The following is a 17,960-nucleotide window of genomic DNA, read 5'->3' as shown; positions in this document are numbered from 1 at the left end:
TCGTGCGCGCGCACCACGCCCTTGCCCAGGCCGCTGGTGACGAAGGCTTCGAGCTGGTCCAGCACTTCGGGCTGCGTGGTGGGGGTGTTGATCAGCTCCACCAGCGTCATGTAGCGCGGAGGATTGAAGAAGTGGATCCCGCAAAAGCGCGGCTTGATGCCCTCGGGCAGCACCTCGCTGAGCTTGGTGATCGACAGGCCCGAGGTGTTGCTGGCCAGGATGGCGTGCTTGGCCACATGGGGCGCGATCTTGGTGTACAGGTCGAGCTTCCAGTCCATGCGCTCGGCAATGGCCTCGATCACGAGGTCGCATTCCTTGAGCAGGTGCATGTGCTCTTCGTAGTTGGCCTGCTGGATCAGCGCCGCGTCGTCGGCCACGCCCAAGGGCGAAGGCTTGAGCTTTTTCAGGCCCTCGACGGCCTTGGTGACGATGCCGTTCTTGGGGCCTTCCTTGGCAGGCAGGTCGAACAGCACCACGGGCACCTTCACGTTGACGAGGTGGGCCGCAATCTGCGCGCCCATCACGCCTGCGCCGAGCACGGCGACTTTTTTCACTTGGAATCGGGACATGGTTGGATGAGGTTCGTTCAATCAATCCGTTCGGGCTGGGCGTGCCCAAGCCGTGGCGAGGAAGCGTGGTTCTTCGGCCTGCTCAGGGCGAACGGTGGGGGTTGTGAATGATGGGCAGCGCTTACTGGATGCGGATCCAGGTCTGCGTACGGCCGAAGGGGCCAATGGAGCCCCGCACTTCCAGCTTCTTGCCGCCTTCGACGGGCGTCATGCGCAGGGTGTAGTTGCGGCCGTTCTCGGGGTCGAGGATCTTGCCGCCCTCCCACACCGGCTGAGAAGGCTCCTTGCCCTCGGCCTTCTTGGCGCCGCGGATGATCTCCAGCCCCAGGATGGGCTTGCCCTTGCGGTCGTCCGAGCATTCGTCACAGACGTCGTCGGGCTTGGCATCCTTGAGCAGGCGCTTTTCCAGCACCCCGGTCAGCACGCCGCCCCCGGTGTCGCGGATGCGGATCTCGGCCTTGGCCTCGCCGGTCTTGTCGTCGATGTTGCGCCACAGGCCTTCGGGCGTCATCTGCGCCCAGGCCGGCAGCGCTCCCGCTACCAAAACAATAGCTGCTACCGCTTGTCTCATAAGCGCTCCATGGCAAAAAGACCAGAAATCCGCGTGTCCAAGACCGGGGCGGGCGATCCGATCAGGCCAGGGCCAGATCGGTGTCCATCAGCACCTTGCTGCCGGCGCGGGCCGTGCGCATGAGCGTGGCGGTCTCGGGGAACAGCTTGGCGAAGTAGAAGCGCGCCGTCTGCAGCTTGGCCTGGTAGAACGGGTCGGTGTTGCCTGCGGCGATCTCGCGCAAGGCCACCTGGGCCATGCGGGCAAACATGTAGCCGAACACGAGGTGGCCAGCCACGCGCAGGTAGTCCACGGCGGCGGCGCCCACTTCATCGGGGTTCTGCATGCCCTTGAAGCCGATCTCGGTGGTGAACTTGGTCATCTGGTCGCCCAGCATGGCGATGGGGTTGATGAACTCGGCCATCTTCTCGTTCACGCCCTCTTCCTCCACCAGCCGGCCCACCAGCTTGCCGAACTTCTTGAGCGTGGCGCCGTTGTTGCCCAGCACCTTGCGGCCCAGCAGGTCCAGCGACTGCACGGTGTTGGTGCCTTCGTAGATCATGTTGATGCGGTTGTCGCGCACGAACGGCTCCATGCCCCATTCCTTGATGAAGCCGTGGCCGCCAAAGACCTGCATGCAGGCGTTGGTGCTGATGTGCCCGTTGTCGGTGATGAAGGCCTTGACGATGGGGGTCAGCAGCGCCACCAGCTCTTCGGACTCGGCTCGCACCTTTTCATCGGGGTGGCTGTGCACCTTGTCCAGCAGCAGCGTGCAGTAGATCTGCAGCGCGCGGCCGCCCTCGGCGTAGGCCTTGGCGGTGAGCAGCATCTTGCGCACGTCAGGATGCACGATGATGGGGTCGGCGTCCTTGTCGCGGGCCTTGGGGCCGCTGAGCGAGCGCATCTGGAAGCGGTCCTTGGCGTAAGCCAGGGCGTTCTGATACGCCACTTCGGTCAGGCCCAGCGACTGGTTGCCCACGCCCAGGCGGGCAGCATTCATCATCACAAACATGGCGGCCAGGCCCTTGTTGGGCTGGCCCACCAGGGTGCCCACCGCGCCGTCCAGGCTCAGCTGGCAGGTGGCGTTGCCGTGGATGCCCATCTTGTGCTCCAGGCCCGTGCAGAACACCGGGTTGCGTTCGCCCAGCGCGCCGTCGGCGTTGACCTGGAACTTGGGCACCACGAACAGGCTGATGCCCTTGCTGCCCTTGGGCGCATCGGGCAGGCGGGCCAGCACCAGGTGGACGATGTTGGCAGCCATGGCGTGCTCGCCGGCGCTGATGAAGATCTTGTTGCCGGTGATCTTGTAGGTGCCGTCGGCCTGGGGCTCGGCCTTGGTGCGCAACAGGCCCAGGTCGGTGCCGCAGTGGGGCTCGGTCAGGCACATGGTGCCGGTCCACTCGCCGCTGGTCAGCTTGGGCAGGTACAGCTTCTTTTGCTCGTCGGTGCCGTGCGCGTGCAGGGCCTCGTAGGCGCCATGGCTCAGGCCGGGGGACATGGTCCAGGCCTGGTTGGCCGAGTTCATCATTTCGTACAGGCACTGGTTCAGCACGAAGGGCAGGCCCTGGCCGCCGTAGGCGGGGTCGCACGAGAGGGCTGCCCAGCCGCCTTCCACGTACTGGTCGTAGGCCTCTTTGAACCCCGTGGGGGTCTTGACCTCGTGCGTGGCCTTGTCGAGCACGCAGCCTTCGGTGTCGCCGCTGATGTTCAGGGGGAAGATCACTTCCGAGGCGAACTTGCCGGCCTCTTCGATCACCGCGTTGATGGTGTCCACGTCCACCTCGGCATGCGGGGGCATGGCCTTGAATTCATCGCTGACCTTGAACACTTCGTGCATCACGAATTGCATGTCGCGCAGCGGCGGCGTGTACGTAGGCATGGGGGTTACTCCTTGGAGGTGGTTTGGTTGGAAACTTTGCGGCGCTTGGCAACGGCAGGGGCTGCGGTTGCCGCGGCGGCCGGCGCCTCGGCGCTGTAGCGCGCCAGGATGTTCTGAAAACCCTGGATGGCACGGGCCATGGAGCCCGGCGTCTGCAGGAAGCGCGCTTCGTAGTGCAGCGCGAGGATGAGGCCATGGATCTCGAACAGCATCTGCTCGGCATGGGTGTCGGCGCGCAGCTCGCCCAGTTCCTTGCACTGCTCGATGGCGCGGCGCATGGCGGCGTGCCAGGTCAGCACCGAGCTGGCCAGCGCGTCGCGCACGGGGCCGGTGCGGTCGTCGAACTCCACCGCGCCGCTGATGTAGATGCAGCCCGAGTCAATTTCGATGGAGGTGCGCTTCATCCAGTTGTCGAACAGCGCACGCAGCCGGGCCACGCCGCGCGCCGCGGTCATGGCGGGGTAGAACACCTCCTGCTCGAAGCGGGTGTGGTATTCGCGGATGACGGAGATCTGCAGCTCTTCGCGCGAGCCGAAGTGGGCGAACACGCCCGACTTGCTCATGCCGGTGACATCGGCCAGCGCCCCGATGGACAGGCCTTCCAGCCCGATGTGCGTGGCCAGGCCCAGCGCCGCCTCGACGATGGCAGCCTTGGTCTGCTGGCCTTTTTGCAGGGCGCGCCCGGTGCCGCTGCGCGCGCGCGGGACACGGGTGGCCGGACGGGGATCGAGGGTGGCGGACATGCGGCAAATAAAACGAACGTTCGTTCTATTTTGCAGCAAATTCCATGACGGGCCAAAACCCTTGGCAAAAATAGGGAGAGAACCCCAGCACGCGTTGCAGGGGCGCCACCGGGTTCCCGCCGGAACCGGAGCCGTGGCCCCGGCGCGGCTAAAGGATCAGCGCCAGGCTGGCGTCCAGGTGCTCCGATGGCAGCCGCTTGAACCCCGAACGCGCATAGCGCTGCAGGCGCCCCACGGCAAACGCCGTGAGCACGGAGGCGGCCACCTGCGCGTCCACGGTGGGCGTGGCCGACGCAGCCGCGGCCGGACGCAGGCACTGGCGCAGCGTGGACTCGATGCGGTCGAAGAACTGGTTCATGCGCTGCTGCAGGCGCTCATGCTCGAACACCAGCGCATCGCCCACCATCACCCGGACCATGCCCGGGTTGCGCTCGCCAAACTGCAGCAGCAGGGCCACGATGCGTGCGGCCTGCCGAGCACCGACATCCGGCGCCTGGGCGGGGTCGGGAACGTCGCGGCCGGTGATCTGCGCCACCAGCGTGAACACGGTCTGCTCAATGAAGTCGATCAGGCCCTCGAACATCTGCGCCTTGCTGGCGAAGTGGCGGTACAGGGCGGCTTCGCTCACCGACAGGCGCGCCGCCAGCGCAGCGGTGGTGATGCGCTCAGCCCCGGGCTGCTCCAGCATCTCGGCCAAGGCTTGCAGGATCTGAACGCGCCGCTCGCCCGGCTTGGGCCGCTTGCGCGCGGCGGGGGCGTCGGCCTCGCCGTCGTTGCGGGCTGGCACGGGAAGGGGCGAGAGTTCGGACATGCGGATGGAGCTCGGAAGGGGCCGGATGGGCCGGTAGCGCAAGGGCCCAGGCCGGTACGGCTGGGCGTAAGTCATGTGTGGAAATGATTCTCGCACAGCGCTGTGAGCGCGCCCCCGCCCGCCCCACCCCGCCGCAGTGGGCCTGCCTGGCACCCCAGTGTCCCGCGTTGGAGATTCGTTTCATCAAGAGGCCGAGAATCGCCGCCATGCTGCGGTGCCAATCCTCGCGATAGCACCCGGTTTGCGCCTGGCCTGACGACGATTTCAGCCTCTTTATTTCATCAACGAACTTCCAACTCGGGACACTAGGACGGAAAGACCACCGTGACGACCAGGCCGCGCCCCTGGGGGCCCGTGCCCAGCGTCAGTGCAGCCCGGTGCACCCGCGCGATCTCATCGGCAATGGCCAGGCCCAGGCCCGTGCCCTCCCCGACCGTGCCGGGCACGCGGTAAAAGCGCTGCATGACCCGGGCGCGCTCGGCCTCGGGCACGCCGGGACCGTCGTCTTCCACCTCGACAAACACCCGCGGCGGCCCTGCCCGCCCCTGCCGCATGCCGCAGCGGATGGTGACCACGCCACCGGCCGGCGTGTACTTGATGGCGTTGTCGATGAGATTGGAGATCAGTTCGCGCAGCAGCCAGCCATGGCCCGTCACATGCACCGGCTGGACTTCCAGGCCCAAGTCCAGGCCCTTGCCCATGGCCGGGTCCAGAAAGGCTTCCAGCAGCGTCTCGCACAGGTCCTTGAGGTCCACCCGCTGCGGGGGCTGCGCATCCAGGCTGCGCGCATCGGCGCGCGACAGCGCGAGCAACTGGTGCGCCAGCTGCGAGGTGCGGCGCGTGGCATTGCGCAGCTTCTCGATCTGATCAACTCCTAAAACAATAGCGCCTCGCGCTTGCCCATCAAGCGCTGGTGGCACTTTTTGCCCAAACTCTTGCGCGGACGCGCGCGGTGGGGCTGCGGCCTTCGCCATCATGGCCCACGCCTCCACCTGGGCCTGCAGGCCCGCCAGGGGCGTGCGCAACTGGTGGGCGGCGTCGGCAACGAACCGGCGCTGGCCCTCGGCCTGGGCGTTGACCAGCGCGAACAGGCGGTTCAGGGAATGGACCAGCGGGCGCACCTCGGTGGGCGATGCCGCTTCGTCAATGGGGCTGAGGTCCCGCGGAGACCGGTGCTCGACCGCCTCGGCCAGGTCTACCAGCGGCTTGAACGCGCGGCCGACCGCCCAGTGGATGGCCAGCGCTGCCGCCGCCACCAGCAGCAGGTTGGGCAGCAGCACGCGCAGCAACAGCTGCTGCGCCCACTGCTGGCGCGGGTCGGACCCATCGGCCAGGGCCACCACCAATTCACCCGCGCCGGTACGGCCGCGCTGCACCGCGATGCGGTAGGTCACGCCACCAAATTCAACGCTGTGGAACTCCGGCGCGTGGGTGGTCGGCACCGCCCCTTGCACCCAGTCATCGCCCAGCAGCAGCTTGCCCTGCACGTCGCGCACGCTGTAGCCCGCGAAGCCGCCGTTCTGGCGCAGAAAGTCCTCCACGGGGGGCGCCAGCAGCAGCAAGGGCGGTTCGTTGTCACGGATGGCGGGCGCCAGCACCGAGTCGGCCAGCGCGGGCAGCAAGCGCAGCAGGCGCTGGTCGTGCTGGCCCGCCGCTTCATCGGCCGAGCGGTAGTCCAGCCAGACGCCCGCCAGTGCCAGCAGACACAGCGGCAGCACCAGCAGCAGCAGCAGCCGGTTGCGCAGGTCGGAAGTCATGGCCCGCAGCCCAGGCCGTGCGGTTTGCGGTGACCGGGAGGGGCGCATGGCAGTCGGTGCTCGGCGCAGTGGTGGCCGTCAGGCCTCAGGCGCTCGCCTGCAGCTCAAGCCGGTAGCCGAACCCCCGGATGGAGCGCAGCGCCACGCCGTGCGGCTCCAGCTTGCCCCGCAGGCGGGAGACGTAGACCTCCACCGCGTTGGGCGTGATCTCCTTGTCCCATCCGGTCAAAGCCTGCAGCAGCTTGTCCTTGCTGGCCGGCTTGGGCGCGTGGATCAGCAGGTATTCGAGGACCGTCCACTCGCGGGGGCCCAGCTCAATCACCACGGAGTCGCCCGCGGGGGTGCGCACGCTCGCACGGCGGCCCGCGGTGTCCAGCTCCAGCGGACCGAAGCTCAGCACGGCCGTGGTGGCGGCCTGCGATCGGCGCAGCAGGGCCCGCAGGCGCGCGAGCAGCTCGGGCAGCTCGAACGGCTTGACCATGTAGTCGTCCGCCCCCAGGTCCAGCCCCTGCACGCGGTCGTGCAAGGCGTCGCGCGCCGTGAGGATCAGCACCGGCATGGCATGGCTCACCATGTCCGGGCGGCGCAACCGCCGGGTCAGCTCCAGCCCGTCCATGGCCGGCAGGCCGATGTCGATGATAGCGGCGTCGAAGGACTCGCTGCGCAGCACCTCCTCGGCCCGCTCGCCGCTGCCGACCCAGTCCACGGCGTAGCCTGCATCGGTCAGGCCCAGCTTGATGCCGCTGGCGACCATCACATCGTCCTCGACCAGAAGCAGGCGCATGGTGCAAAAAGGTCAGTGCGACCGGATCATCGTGCCGTAGGCCTGATCGGTCAGGATCTCGAGCAGCATGGAGTGGGGCACACGGCCGTCGATGATGTGCACCGCGTGCACGCCGGCCTTGGCAGCATCCAGCGCCCCGGCGATCTTGGGCAGCATGCCACCGGAGATGGTGCCGTCGGCGAACAGCGCGTCGATCTCGCGCGCCGAGAGGTCGGTCAGCAGGTTGCCCTGCTTGTCCAGCACGCCGGGCGTGTTGGTCAGCAGCATGAGCTTTTCCGCCTGCAGCACCGTGGCCAGCTTGCTGGCCACCACATCGGCGTTGATGTTGTAGCTCTCGTTGTTCTCGCCAAAGCCGATGGGACTGATGACGGGAATGAACGCATCGTCCTGCAGCGCCTTGACCACGCTCGGATCGATGGAGACGATGTCGCCCACCTGGCCCACGTCGTGCTCGATGGTGGGGTCCTTGCTGTCCACCATCTTGAGCTTTTGCGCGCGGATCATGCCGCCGTCGCGCCCCGTCAGGCCCACGGCCTTGCCGCCGGCCTGGTGAATCAGCCCCACGATGTCTTGCTGCACCTCGCCGGCCAGCACCCACTCGACCACTTCCATGGTTTCGGCATCGGTCACGCGCATGCCCTGGATGAACTGGCCCTTCTTGCCCAGGCGGTTGAGGGCGGTCTCGATCTGCGGGCCGCCGCCGTGCACCACCACGGGGTTCATGCCCACCAGCTTGAGCAGCACCACGTCCTCGGCAAAGTCGGCCTGCAGCGCCGGGTCGGTCATGGCGTTGCCGCCGTACTTGATGACCATGGTCTTGCCATGGAACTTGCGGATGTAAGGCAGCGCCTGGGCCAGGATTTCAGCCTTGTCGCGCGGGGCAATCGAAAGAAGGTCGGTCATGGAGGCGGGCCATCCAGAGATGAAAAACGGTGAGGCGCAAATTGTGCCGCATTCGCGCGCCGCGCAGGCCGGGCCCCGGCGATCGCAGCTGACGACGGGCAGCAGCTGGGGCGCTCAGTGGCGCAGCCAGCTCGGAACCTTGAAGCGCACGATGGCGAAATACGCCATCACGTAGCTGATGACAAACAGGCAGCAGAACGCCATCAGCAAGGGGGTATTGCCCCAGAACAGCACGGCCGGCACCACGGTGAGCAAGGTGAAGCCCCACAAGTAGGGCGAGGTGCGGTTGTTGCGCATCAGCACGCGGCGCGACTCGTCGTCGTGGAACACGCCACGCACGATGCGCCGGTAGATGAGCTGGTGAAAATGCAGGGCGTCCGCCACCCCAGGGGACACGCCGCGCACCGCCTTGCGGTAGATTGAGAACAGGGTTTCCCACACCGGGTAGATCAGGAGCAGCATGGGAAACCACGGCGAGACGTCCGCGTTGCGCTGCACCAGCGAAATGCTGGCCAGCGCGATCACCCCGCCCCACACGTAGGCTCCGCCGTCGCCCGCAAACAGCATGCCGCGGGGGTAGTTCCACACCAGAAATCCCCCGGTGGCCGCCGCGGTGGACACCAGCAGCGCCGCCAGGGCCCGGTCGCCCACCTGCAGCGCCACGTGGGCCAGCGCCAGGCAGACAATCAACGCCACCATGCCCGCCAGCCCGTTGTACCCGTCGATGATGTTGAACGCATGGGGCAACCCCGCCACGGCCAGTACCACGATGCCCACTCCGATCCAGGGCGCTGCGGCCAGCAGGGAATCGAGCCAAGGCCAGCCGGTGCGCGGCAGCGCCAGATCGAGCAGGAGCACGGCCAGCACGCCGGAAGCCCCGGTCAGGGTCAGTCGGTAGCGCACTGACAGACGCTGGGTCATGTCTTCGACAATTCCTCCCAGCGCGGCCGGCAGCAGTGCCACCAGCCAGCCGCCCGCCCACCAGCCCAGCTTCAGCGAGCCCGGATCACCCCAGCGCAACGATTGCAGCACGCCCAACCCCCAGCCGAACGCAATGCCCACCAGCAGGGCCACGCCGCCCAGGCGGGGAACGTCTCCCAGATGGAAACGCTGCGGCATCCCGTTGCCGTACACCGAAGCATGGCTGCGCATCCACCGCACGATGAAACCTGCAGCCAACGCCGCCACGATGAATGCCACCACGGATAACCAGATCATGAGCGGCCGATGGTACTCGCAGTGAAGTCGGCGCCTGTAAGTGCCTGTTTACCCGCTGCGCGCCCCCTGCGAGGTCCTAAACAGGCACCTAGATTCAATTCGATGCGCGCACCGCGGCCCGGCAGAGCCATCCCGCTGTGATCGGACCGGGCGGATAAAAAATTCGAAGGAGCAGGCACAAGGGGAGGCGCTGGGCTACCGGAGCAGGCTGCGGTAGAACCGCATGACCTTTTCCACATACTGCTGGGTTTCCGGATAGGGGGGGATTTGCCGGCCATACTTGAGCACGGCCCCTTCCCCGGCGTTGTAGGCCGCCAATGCCAGTTCCTTGTCCCCATCGAACATGCGCAGCAGGTCCGCCAGGTAGCGGGTGCCGATCTGTGCATTCACCTTGGGCTCCATCGCGGCATGCTCGCCGGCTGAGGCGGGGCGCGCCGCGACACCGTAGCGCTCGGCCGTCGCCGGCATGACCTGCATGAGCCCCAACGCGCCCTTGCGCGAGACCGCCTTCACATTGAAGGCCGACTCCGCCGCCGCGACGGCAATCACGAAGGCAGGATCCAGCGACTGCGCCGCGGCTGCGTCTTCCAGGTGTTGCTTGACGTCTTCATAGCCCGGCAGCCGCGTGGCAGAAACACTACCGCCCTTGCCCTTCAACGAAGCAGCAGGCACCTGGCCCAGCCACACCACGCCCCGCGAAGCAGCCGCCGAAGGGGGAACATTGCCGATGTGCGTCACACCGTCGCCGTCGACAAACTCCCAGATCTGGTTGGCCCAGGCGAACGGTGCCGTCAGGGCGGCCAGCAGCCCCAGGCAAAGCGCGCCCCACCGGCGCAACGGGGTGCGCCGGTGGCGGCGGCCTCCCCGCTCTGCCAGATCCTGGCGCAACAGCGACTTTGACGTCATTTGGAAACCCTGCGTCCTTTGCATACAACATCCCGTACCAGCGCGCGAATCCGGCGCAACCCCGACGCCGGCTCCTGAGGGACCGGCGCCACTGCCGGCCAGGCGTCTCCACGGCGCGACCGAACCAGCCGCGCGGGCATCCCGGCAGCCACCATGCCCGCCGGCACATCCTGCCGCACCAAGGCGCCCGCGGCCACCACCGCGCCGCGGCCGATGGTCACCCCTTCCAGCACAATGGCGCCCGCGCCGATCCAGGCGCCGTCCTCCACACGGATCCTTCCGCGGGTAATGCGGTTGCGCGCAATGATGGCATCGCCTTCATCGATCGCATGGCCCGCAGACAGCAGTTTTGCGTGGGGGCCGATCAGCACATCTTCGCCAATCTCGAGCCCCCCTTCGCCTGACAGGTAGCAGCCCACGTTGACGATGGTGCGCGCCCCGATCCGTATTCCTACGCAGGGGTCCGCCACCACGTCCCCGAGCACCAGCCGAGTTTGCGCGTAGAGGCTCACCCCCTCCGCGAGCATCAGCACGCCGGCCCGCTCTCCGAACCGCATGACCGACACCGTCGGGTCGACCCGGCATTCCGCACCCAGGCTGTCAATGCCCACATGGGACGCGACAAAATCAGGAACCCCCAGCAACATGTGGCTGCCTCAGTTCCGTCAATGCCCGGCCGAGCGGCCCAGGAGCCTGTTCCACCGCCGGACCCAGGGATTCTGGGGAGGCGGTTCGGGTTGGGGCTGGGCCTTCAAAGCTACCAGTTCGGCCTCAACCATGCGCTTTTCCACCCGCAGCACTTCCATGTCGGAGCAAAGCCCTCGAATTTCCGATTGCATTTTCGCGATAGCGTCCTTGGCTTCGGCAAAGGCTTTTTGGTGCTCCAGCAGCGAGGCACGCTCGCGCTGGTGCACCACCGTCAACGCCTGCAACTCCTCCCGCAGCTTGTCCACATCGCGCCGTGCCTCCACGAGTTCCCACCGGGGCGCATCCGCGGACAGCGTGGCGACAACCATCCATTGGTACGCATCAAAGTCCTGCCAGCCCGCCAGCAACGCTTGGCGCTGATCTCCGGACAGGGCGCTCCAATGCCCCGCAAATTCGCTGCACTCGACCGGGACCCGGTTGGCCTCCCAGCCCCGTGGCGCCCACCCCAGGTCGAGCAGCATCTTTTCCAGGCTGCGCTTGGTAAAGAAACGCACATGGGTACGGTCCAGTTGACCCTTGTCTGCATAGTCAAAGACGCCGCCGCGCATCGCTGCCAGAACGCCGGCATAAGCGATGTTCGGCACCGAGATCACCACTTGCCCCATGGGCGCCGCCATGTCGCCGAGCCGCTGCAGCACCTCTTCGGGGCGCCTCAGGTGCTCCAGCACATCGCAAGCCAGCACCGCGTCGAAACGACGGCCCGCAATCGCGTCCAACCACCCGGTGCCTTCCAGGTCTCCCGAAATGATCTCCACGTCCAGCGTTCGCAGCACCTCCAGGGCCTGGGGATCGTTTTCCACCACGGTCACCCGGTGACCCCGCGACCGCAAGACACGGGTCATAGCGCCGGGGCCTGGGCCCAATTCCAGCACCGCGCCCGCGTCCGGCGGCACGCGGCGCAGCAGCCGTGCCGCCCATTCTTCTCCGTTGGGGTCGAAGGCGTAGTCGTACCGGTCAATGCTGTCGTTGCTCATGAATGCCCCTCCTCCGCTCGCTCCAGGTCCGCGCTGGGCTGCCACATCTGGTCCCACAGGCCCCAGTGCCACCACGCCCACGGACGGGCCTGCACATCTTTTTCCAGGCGCTGAATGACCTGGTCAACACACTCCCTGGGTGTGCCCGACAGGGCCTCGACCACCACATCCAGACGATCCGGCTGCCGGGAATAGGTGGCCGCATGGAGCAGCGGAACCCCCGTGGACTGCGCCAAGCGCTCAATGCCGGTGGGCAGATTCAACTGCCCCCCCAGAAACGCGTGGCCCCGCAAGCGTCCGAACTCGGGACGCCACGCGTCCGCCAGGATCACCCATCCCTGCCCCGCCCGAAGACTTTCGTGCACGGGCCGCAAGCCTTCGCTGGTGGTGTGCCATTTTCCACCCGTCACCCCGGTGTAGCCCCGAATTTTTCGGAGCAAGAAGCGGCTTTGCGCCGCTGCCAAGTCAGGATTGTCCAGAACCGGCATGGTCAGCACATTGGTGGGAATCCCCTCCCGCGCCAAAGCCACCGGTGCCGTCAAAAGCCGATCGTAGTGGTTCAGGACCAGGATGAAGCCTTGGCCTTGGCGCAACAGGCTTCGGGCAACCTCTACGCCCTGTACCGTAACGGCGGGGCCGCCGGGCTGCCCCAGACGGTGGAAGGCCATAGCGTCCACCATTTCTTCGGCCAGCATGGCCAAGTGCGCCCGTGCCCACTGAGCACGCTGGTCTGCCGAGGCCTGCGGAAAGACACGGGCGAACAGCCCTGCTAACCATTGCAGCAACTGCTTGCGCTCTGCCGCAGACTCCCCCCGCCCTCTGCGCGCAGCCCATCGCCACGGAAGGGTCGTGGGCAGCCGGGCGACCGTGGGAAAGAACAGGTCCAGCGACCAATCACGCATCATTCCACCAGCACCCACTCGTGCTCCAGCCAGGTCACCCCGAACTCTCGGTGTTTCTGGTTCAGCACCGTGAATGGCTGGATGAGCTCCGCCATGTCCAGCACCTGGATACCCGAGTCGTCGAGCACATACACGCTCCAGAGATATTCGCCAGACAGCAGTGGCAGCCGCGGAAACCGCGTGCGGATGCGGTGGCTGCCCATGCCTTGCAGCGGAGCGCCGCCATCGCGGAACTGCGTGCTGGTTCCGAAGACATTGTCCTTGTCCGGCCGAACGATTGCGAACAGCACATGGAATGGCGCCGGTCCATAGGACTCGATCTCGATCTCCACGGACAGGTCCTGGAACGAGTCCACCTGGGCGGGGTTGACGCCGTCGCCGGTCTCGATGGTCAGCCCAGCGATCTTCACCAGCGGTGCCCCCAAAGACACGGGTGCGGGCGCTGGCGCGCTGGCAGCCTTTGCCTGGTCGTTGGCTACCGCATCAGCGGCATCCACCCGCAGGTGTGCGTAGCGGCGCCGCTCATGCGACTCATAGGCTGTCACCACGTCTTCCGTGGCGCCCATGGCCTGAATGCGCCCGCCGTGGATCCAGGCGGCACGCTGGCACAGGCTGCGCACTTGGTACAGGTTGTGGGAGCAGAAAAGTACCGTGGCCCCGCGCTCGCGCAGTTCCAGAATACGGTTCAGGCTTTTCTTCTGAAAATGCAGGTCGCCCACCGACAGCGCCTCATCCACGATCAGCACGTCGGGGTCAATCGCCGTCGCTGCCGCGAACGCCAGCCGCATGAACATGCCGGACGAATATGTCTTGACCGGCCGCTCCAGGGTTTCACGGGTCAGTTCGGAGAATGCGGTCGCCCGGACAACGAAGTCCTCCATGGGCTCGCCCTCCAGGCCGTGCAATGCCGCCATGAAGCGGATGTTGTCATAGCCCGACTCCTCGGGGTGGAAGCCGGCTCCCAGCTCAAGCAGCGCTGCCACCCGGCCTTCGTGCGAAACCGTCCCGCGCGTGGGGCGGATGGTCCCGGCGGCAATCTTCAGCAAGGTGCTCTTGCCCGCCCCGTTCTCGCCAATGAGGCCGAATGTCTCTCCCGCGCGGACCTCAAAATCCACGCCGGTCAGGGCCACATGCACCCGGTGGCGCGGCGTGCGCGTCACCCACTCCCAGAGCCTGTCCTGGGGACGGGCATACACGGTGTAGGTCTTCTCGATACTTTCGAACCGGATGGTCATGGCTTTACAAGGCCTCGCCCAAGGCCGACTTCATGGATCGGAAGAACCACCAGCCCCCGCCGCCCAACAGAACCACCCATACCGCCAGCGCCACCGGCGTGCCGGCCGGCGCCGGCATGTGCAGCACGGCGCTTTGCACCATGAGCACCAGACAGGCCAACGGATTCAGCAGGAACCATTGATGGAATCGCTCCGGCACCTGGGCCAGCGGGTACACCACCGGGGTCAGGTAAAACCACAGCTGCAGCGCAAAGGCCACCATGGACCCGACATCGCGCCAAAGAAAGTGCGCCATGCTCAACAGCAAAGTGAGGCCGAACGTGAGCACAATCTGCGCCAGCACCAGCACCGGCAGCCAAGCCATCGAGGCATAAGGCCCTACGCCCTGCGCGAGGGCCAGCACGAGCAGCAATCCGTAGCCAATGCCCAGCACCAGCAGGCTGCCGCCAACCGATACGGCGGGCAATATCTCCGCAGGCATGGGCTGTTTGCGCAGAAAGTCCTCATAGGCGGCAAGACTGCCCACCCCCCGGCCAACGGCATCCGTGAACGGCAGCCACACCGCCAGCCCCGCCAGCAGATGCAGCAGATAGCCGTTGTCCACGTCCAGCCCCGGCACGCGCACGGCCAGCACGAGGCCAAACAGCACGTAAAAGATCGCGAGCGTGGCCAAAGGCTGCACAAAGGCCCAGGCAAAGCCCAGCACGGAGCCGGCATAGCGGGTCTTGAACTCCCGGACCATCCAGTAGCGCCAGAGCACCCACAATTGACGCGGATTGCGGGGCGTGGCCGACGATACGGCCGCGGAGCGGGACGTTGGAGTGGGTGGCGTCATGCGACCGTCCTCAGCCACTCGACCGCCCGGGACACACCGTCTTCAAAGGCCACCGTCGGGGTCCAGTGCAATTCCTCCCGCGCGCGCGAGATGTCCAGTACGTTCACCGGAGGATCGAAGGGGCGCGCGGGGAACACCCGGCGCTCTACCCGGCGCCCAAGCAATTGCTCAAGGGTGGCCACGATGTCGTTGACGCTGTGGCCGGCTCCGCCACCCACGTTGAAGATCCTGGCTTCGCCTTCGTGCCGGGATGCGGCAGCGAAAGCGCGCCCCACATCGGCGGCGTAGACAAAATCGCGCACCACGGAACCATCTCCCCACACATCCAGGGGCTGCGCATGGAGCGCGCGATGCGCAAACACCGCGATCACGCCCTGCACCCCATGGGGCTGCTGCCATTCGCCGTAAGGATTGCTCAGCCGCAGAATCCGCACGGGCAGGCCATGCTGCGCCTCTTCGATGCGCAGGTGGTGCTCAATGGCCAGCTTGGTTGCGCCATAGGCCCCCATGGGCAGGGTCGGATGGGATTCGCTCAGCGGCACCGTCTGCGGCCGGCCGTACACCGCCCCGCCGGACGACGCAAACAGCAGCCGGGGGCGCGCTGCCTTCCGGCGCAAGTCCTGCAGCAGGCGCAACGTACCCACCAAGTTCGTCTGCACATCGCCAATGGGGTCCTCGCTGGCGGTGGCCGGCACCGTGGAAGACGCCAGATGGACCACCAGATCTGCACCACCCACCTTGTCCCACCAGGTGGCCAGGTCAAAGCAATCGGCCTGCACCTCCCCCGCCAGCCAGGACGCACGAACGTCTGCGGGTGGGCAGCGGTCCACCGACCACACCAACGCGCCTTCGTTGGCCAGGGCCCGTCCGATATGGCGGCCGAGAAAGCCCGCACCGCCCAGAATTACGCAGCGCATCAGTGATGGCCTTCCTGGCCATCGCCACGCGCGTGCAGCAAGGCGGCCTCAAACTCCTGCGCAACGGCATCCCAGGTCTGCGAGCGGGCGAAGGACTCTCCCCGCGCACTCAAGGCCTGGCGTCGCGCATCGTCCTGCAGCAATTCGCAAACCGCTTCAGTCAGGCCTTCCGGCGATGACTCGGCGAGCAAGGCCACCTTGTCGTCCAGCAACCATTCCACGTTCGGCCCGCGGTTGGAGACTACGGTGCAACCGCAGGCCATCAGTTCCAAGGGCAGCAATGAAGCATTGGTCAACGACAGCACCAACGCCACATCGCATTGGCTGTAGAGATCCGGCAGATCATCCAGCGCCAAGGTCCCGCAGGCGAGGTGCGGAAACGGAAGGTGGTACGCGGCGGTATCCCATCCCGCCAAGACAAAATGCGTGTCGGGCATACGCTCCCACACAGCATTCAGGACCAGAAGTCCGAGCTCGAACGCTCGGCGGGGCGTGGGCGGACGGGCATAAAAGAACACCCTGCGGATTTTCGGCTCGCGGCGCGGCAAACGGCGGTACCGGTCCAGTTCCACGCCAAAGCCCACCGCGTGCGTGACCATTCCGTAGTCCTGCGACAGCTTGTGGGCCAGCCAGCCGCCTGCCGTGACACCGAAAAAGCCGAAGTGGTACGTGTTTTCGGCGAGCACCGACTCCGTTCCCACCGGATAGAAATGGGGCTCGTAATCCTGCACGAAGTACAGCTTCCGGGTCGCCCCGGTGAAAGCCCGCACGGCGTAGGCCGTATCCCATCCCGTGGCAATTGCAAACTCGCAAGGAGGAAGCGCGCTCGTACCCAATAGCACCTGCGCCTGGAGCGGGAAAAAGTGCTCCCGGATGGCTTCGCGCGCCTCGTCCGCTTCGTGGTGCCGTACCGGGGTTGCAATCACGATGGTGGACGTATATCCCATCTGCTCCAAATGCCAGATGGTGCGGAAGATGTTCAGGTGGCCACCGGAGCCCCTGTTGAAGTCCGGAATGAACCACAGCAAGGTGCCGGCCGCCGCTTTGCCGGGCTGAACGGGAAGCACGTAGGGCAGCGCGAACTCATAGTGTCGAAAGACATTGATCTGGTGCACCGGCCCTTGGCGCAAGCGCCGCACCACCGCGCGCAAAGCTGCAAAAACACCCTCCTTGCGCGCCATCTCTTTCACGCGCCAGATCTTCTGCCGAAGATTCCACGCCATGGTCAGGCCCTCCCCGCGCGCTGCAACTGCTCGTCGCGGGAAATGGAACGCAACAGCCACTGCGGCAGCCGCTCGTGCCGTGTGCCCAGGAATTGGCCCGCCACACGGGCCATTTCGATGAACGCCATGTACACAGCATCCTTGAACAACCGCCAGCCATGCATGCCCCCACTGCGCAGCCACCCGAAATCCCGCCGGGCCAGGTACACGGCCGACTTCAGCGCTTGGGTCATGCTGCCTTGGAGTCGGTAGCCGAAATAGCGATTGAACGAACGCGCCTCGTCAAAATTGCGCTGCAGTGTCTCCCACACGCCGAAGTCGTGCGAGTGGTAGACCACGGCATCTGGGACAAAAGCCTTGGCATGCCCCGCCTCAATGGCGCGTAGCGCCCAAGTCTGGTCTTCGGCGAATGCCACCTCGGGCAAGGGCAACTGCTCCCAGACCGACCGCCGGATACAGGAGTTGTTACTGGAGAAGAAGTGCAGCCACTGGCGGTATCCAGGATCGCTGGCAAACCTTGCGCGGTCTTCCAGGCGAACGACCGAGAGCTTGTCGCCAAAGCCTGCAAAGTGCTGGTCTAGTTCCCGGTGGGTCACATACCGCGCCTCAGGATGCGCGCGATGGGGTCCGAAAGCGCCCGCGACGTCAGGCTGTGCGTCACAGCCCTCCACCATGTTGCGAAGCCACTGAGCGCTTGCCGGGCGCGCATCCTGCGTGATGAACACCAGGAACTCCCCCCGGGCCATCGAAGCCAGCTGATTGCGCGTCCGCCCATGCCCGAATTCGGAGGCGGGAATGGTTTCCACCCGCACGCCGCGCTGCCGCGCACATTCCACAGAGCCATCGGACGATCCGGAGTCCACCACCAGGACCTCAAAAGGCCATGGCGTTTCCTGGGTCAGTACCGTGTCCAGCACTTTGCCCAGAAAGGGCCCTCCGTTCTTGACGGGGATCAATACGGAGGCGCGTATGTCAGTCATTGTCTAGTGGGTAGCCGCTGATCGTGCCGGGGAACTTCCCGAACTGTGAGCCCACGGCATCGCTGC

Annotated in this window: 18 protein-coding genes; all 18 read right to left on the bottom strand. The window is 66.1% G+C overall.

Annotated features, from left to right (window positions below; all coding sequences use genetic code 11):
* The coding region (locus LWW96_RS16255) for a 3-hydroxyacyl-CoA dehydrogenase family protein (protein ID WP_291488797.1) at nt 1–569 on the bottom strand (569 nt) is incomplete at its 3' end.
* A 121-nt stretch (nt 570–690) separates the two neighbouring features.
* The gene (locus LWW96_RS16250) at nt 691–1,140 is read right to left on the bottom strand and encodes a DUF2147 domain-containing protein (RefSeq protein ID WP_291488795.1); all 450 of its coding nucleotides are present in this window, start codon (nt 1,138–1,140) and stop codon (nt 691–693) included.
* Nucleotides 1,141–1,201: 61 nt separating this feature from the next.
* Nucleotides 1,202–2,998 carry an acyl-CoA dehydrogenase C-terminal domain-containing protein gene (locus tag LWW96_RS16245; protein ID WP_291488793.1) on the bottom strand — a complete coding sequence of 599 codons (1,797 nt, stop codon included), beginning with the start codon at nt 2,996–2,998 and terminating at the stop codon, nt 1,202–1,204.
* Nucleotides 2,999–3,003: 5 nt separating this feature from the next.
* The gene (locus LWW96_RS16240; RefSeq protein WP_291488791.1) at nt 3,004–3,741 is read right to left on the bottom strand and encodes a TetR/AcrR family transcriptional regulator; all 738 of its coding nucleotides are present in this window, start codon (nt 3,739–3,741) and stop codon (nt 3,004–3,006) included.
* A gap of 148 nt (nt 3,742–3,889) precedes the next feature.
* Entirely contained in the window at nt 3,890–4,552 is a 663-nt protein-coding gene (gene slmA, locus LWW96_RS16235) for a nucleoid occlusion factor SlmA (RefSeq protein WP_291488789.1), read from the bottom strand.
* A gap of 305 nt (nt 4,553–4,857) precedes the next feature.
* Nucleotides 4,858–6,309, bottom strand: coding sequence for a sensor histidine kinase (locus LWW96_RS16230; RefSeq protein ID WP_291488787.1), 1,452 nt, complete (start codon nt 6,307–6,309; stop codon nt 4,858–4,860).
* 85 nt (nt 6,310–6,394) lie between these two features.
* Nucleotides 6,395–7,093: a response regulator transcription factor gene (locus LWW96_RS16225; RefSeq protein WP_291488785.1), complete on the bottom strand. Its 699-nt coding sequence runs from the start codon at nt 7,091–7,093 to the stop codon at nt 6,395–6,397.
* A 12-nt stretch (nt 7,094–7,105) separates the two neighbouring features.
* The gene (gene argB / locus LWW96_RS16220) at nt 7,106–7,996 is read right to left on the bottom strand and encodes an acetylglutamate kinase (protein ID WP_291488783.1); all 891 of its coding nucleotides are present in this window, start codon (nt 7,994–7,996) and stop codon (nt 7,106–7,108) included.
* 114 nt (nt 7,997–8,110) lie between these two features.
* The gene (locus LWW96_RS16215; protein WP_291488781.1) at nt 8,111–9,214 is read right to left on the bottom strand and encodes a glycosyltransferase; all 1,104 of its coding nucleotides are present in this window, start codon (nt 9,212–9,214) and stop codon (nt 8,111–8,113) included.
* A 195-nt stretch (nt 9,215–9,409) separates the two neighbouring features.
* Nucleotides 9,410–10,120, bottom strand: coding sequence for a lytic transglycosylase domain-containing protein (locus LWW96_RS16210; protein ID WP_291488779.1), 711 nt, complete (start codon nt 10,118–10,120; stop codon nt 9,410–9,412).
* Complete coding sequence (locus tag LWW96_RS16205) at nt 10,117–10,767, bottom strand: acyltransferase (protein ID WP_291488777.1); 651 nt, start codon at nt 10,765–10,767, stop codon at nt 10,117–10,119. The genes LWW96_RS16210 and LWW96_RS16205 overlap by 4 nt, the downstream gene beginning before the upstream one ends.
* 18 nt (nt 10,768–10,785) lie before the next feature.
* Nucleotides 10,786–11,802, bottom strand: coding sequence for a methyltransferase domain-containing protein (locus LWW96_RS16200; protein WP_291488775.1), 1,017 nt, complete (start codon nt 11,800–11,802; stop codon nt 10,786–10,788).
* Nucleotides 11,799–12,704, bottom strand: a complete 906-nt coding sequence (locus LWW96_RS16195) for a hypothetical protein (RefSeq protein ID WP_291488773.1) — start codon at nt 12,702–12,704, stop codon at nt 11,799–11,801. Before LWW96_RS16195 ends, LWW96_RS16200 begins: the two co-directional genes overlap by 4 nt.
* On the bottom strand, nt 12,704–13,939 hold the full coding sequence (locus LWW96_RS16190; protein WP_291488771.1) for an ABC transporter ATP-binding protein: 1,236 nt from the start codon (nt 13,937–13,939) through the stop codon (nt 12,704–12,706). The genes LWW96_RS16195 and LWW96_RS16190 overlap by 1 nt, the downstream gene beginning before the upstream one ends.
* 4 nt (nt 13,940–13,943) lie before the next feature.
* Nucleotides 13,944–14,774: an ABC transporter permease gene (locus LWW96_RS16185; RefSeq protein ID WP_291488769.1), complete on the bottom strand. Its 831-nt coding sequence runs from the start codon at nt 14,772–14,774 to the stop codon at nt 13,944–13,946.
* Nucleotides 14,771–15,691, bottom strand: a complete 921-nt coding sequence (locus LWW96_RS16180) for an NAD-dependent epimerase/dehydratase family protein (protein ID WP_291488766.1) — start codon at nt 15,689–15,691, stop codon at nt 14,771–14,773. The genes LWW96_RS16185 and LWW96_RS16180 overlap by 4 nt, the downstream gene beginning before the upstream one ends.
* Entirely contained in the window at nt 15,691–16,914 is a 1,224-nt protein-coding gene (locus LWW96_RS16175) for a glycosyltransferase family 4 protein (protein ID WP_291488764.1), read from the bottom strand. Before LWW96_RS16175 ends, LWW96_RS16180 begins: the two co-directional genes overlap by 1 nt.
* Nucleotides 16,915–16,916: 2 nt before the next feature.
* Complete coding sequence (locus LWW96_RS16170) at nt 16,917–17,894, bottom strand: glycosyltransferase family A protein (RefSeq protein WP_291488762.1); 978 nt, start codon at nt 17,892–17,894, stop codon at nt 16,917–16,919.
* Between the last annotated feature and the right edge of the window lie 66 nt (nt 17,895–17,960).

Source organism: Acidovorax sp. (assembly GCF_021287135.1).
GTDB lineage: Bacteria > Pseudomonadota > Gammaproteobacteria > Burkholderiales > Burkholderiaceae_C > Acidovorax.
This window is presented reverse-complemented; position numbering and strand designations above follow the sequence as displayed.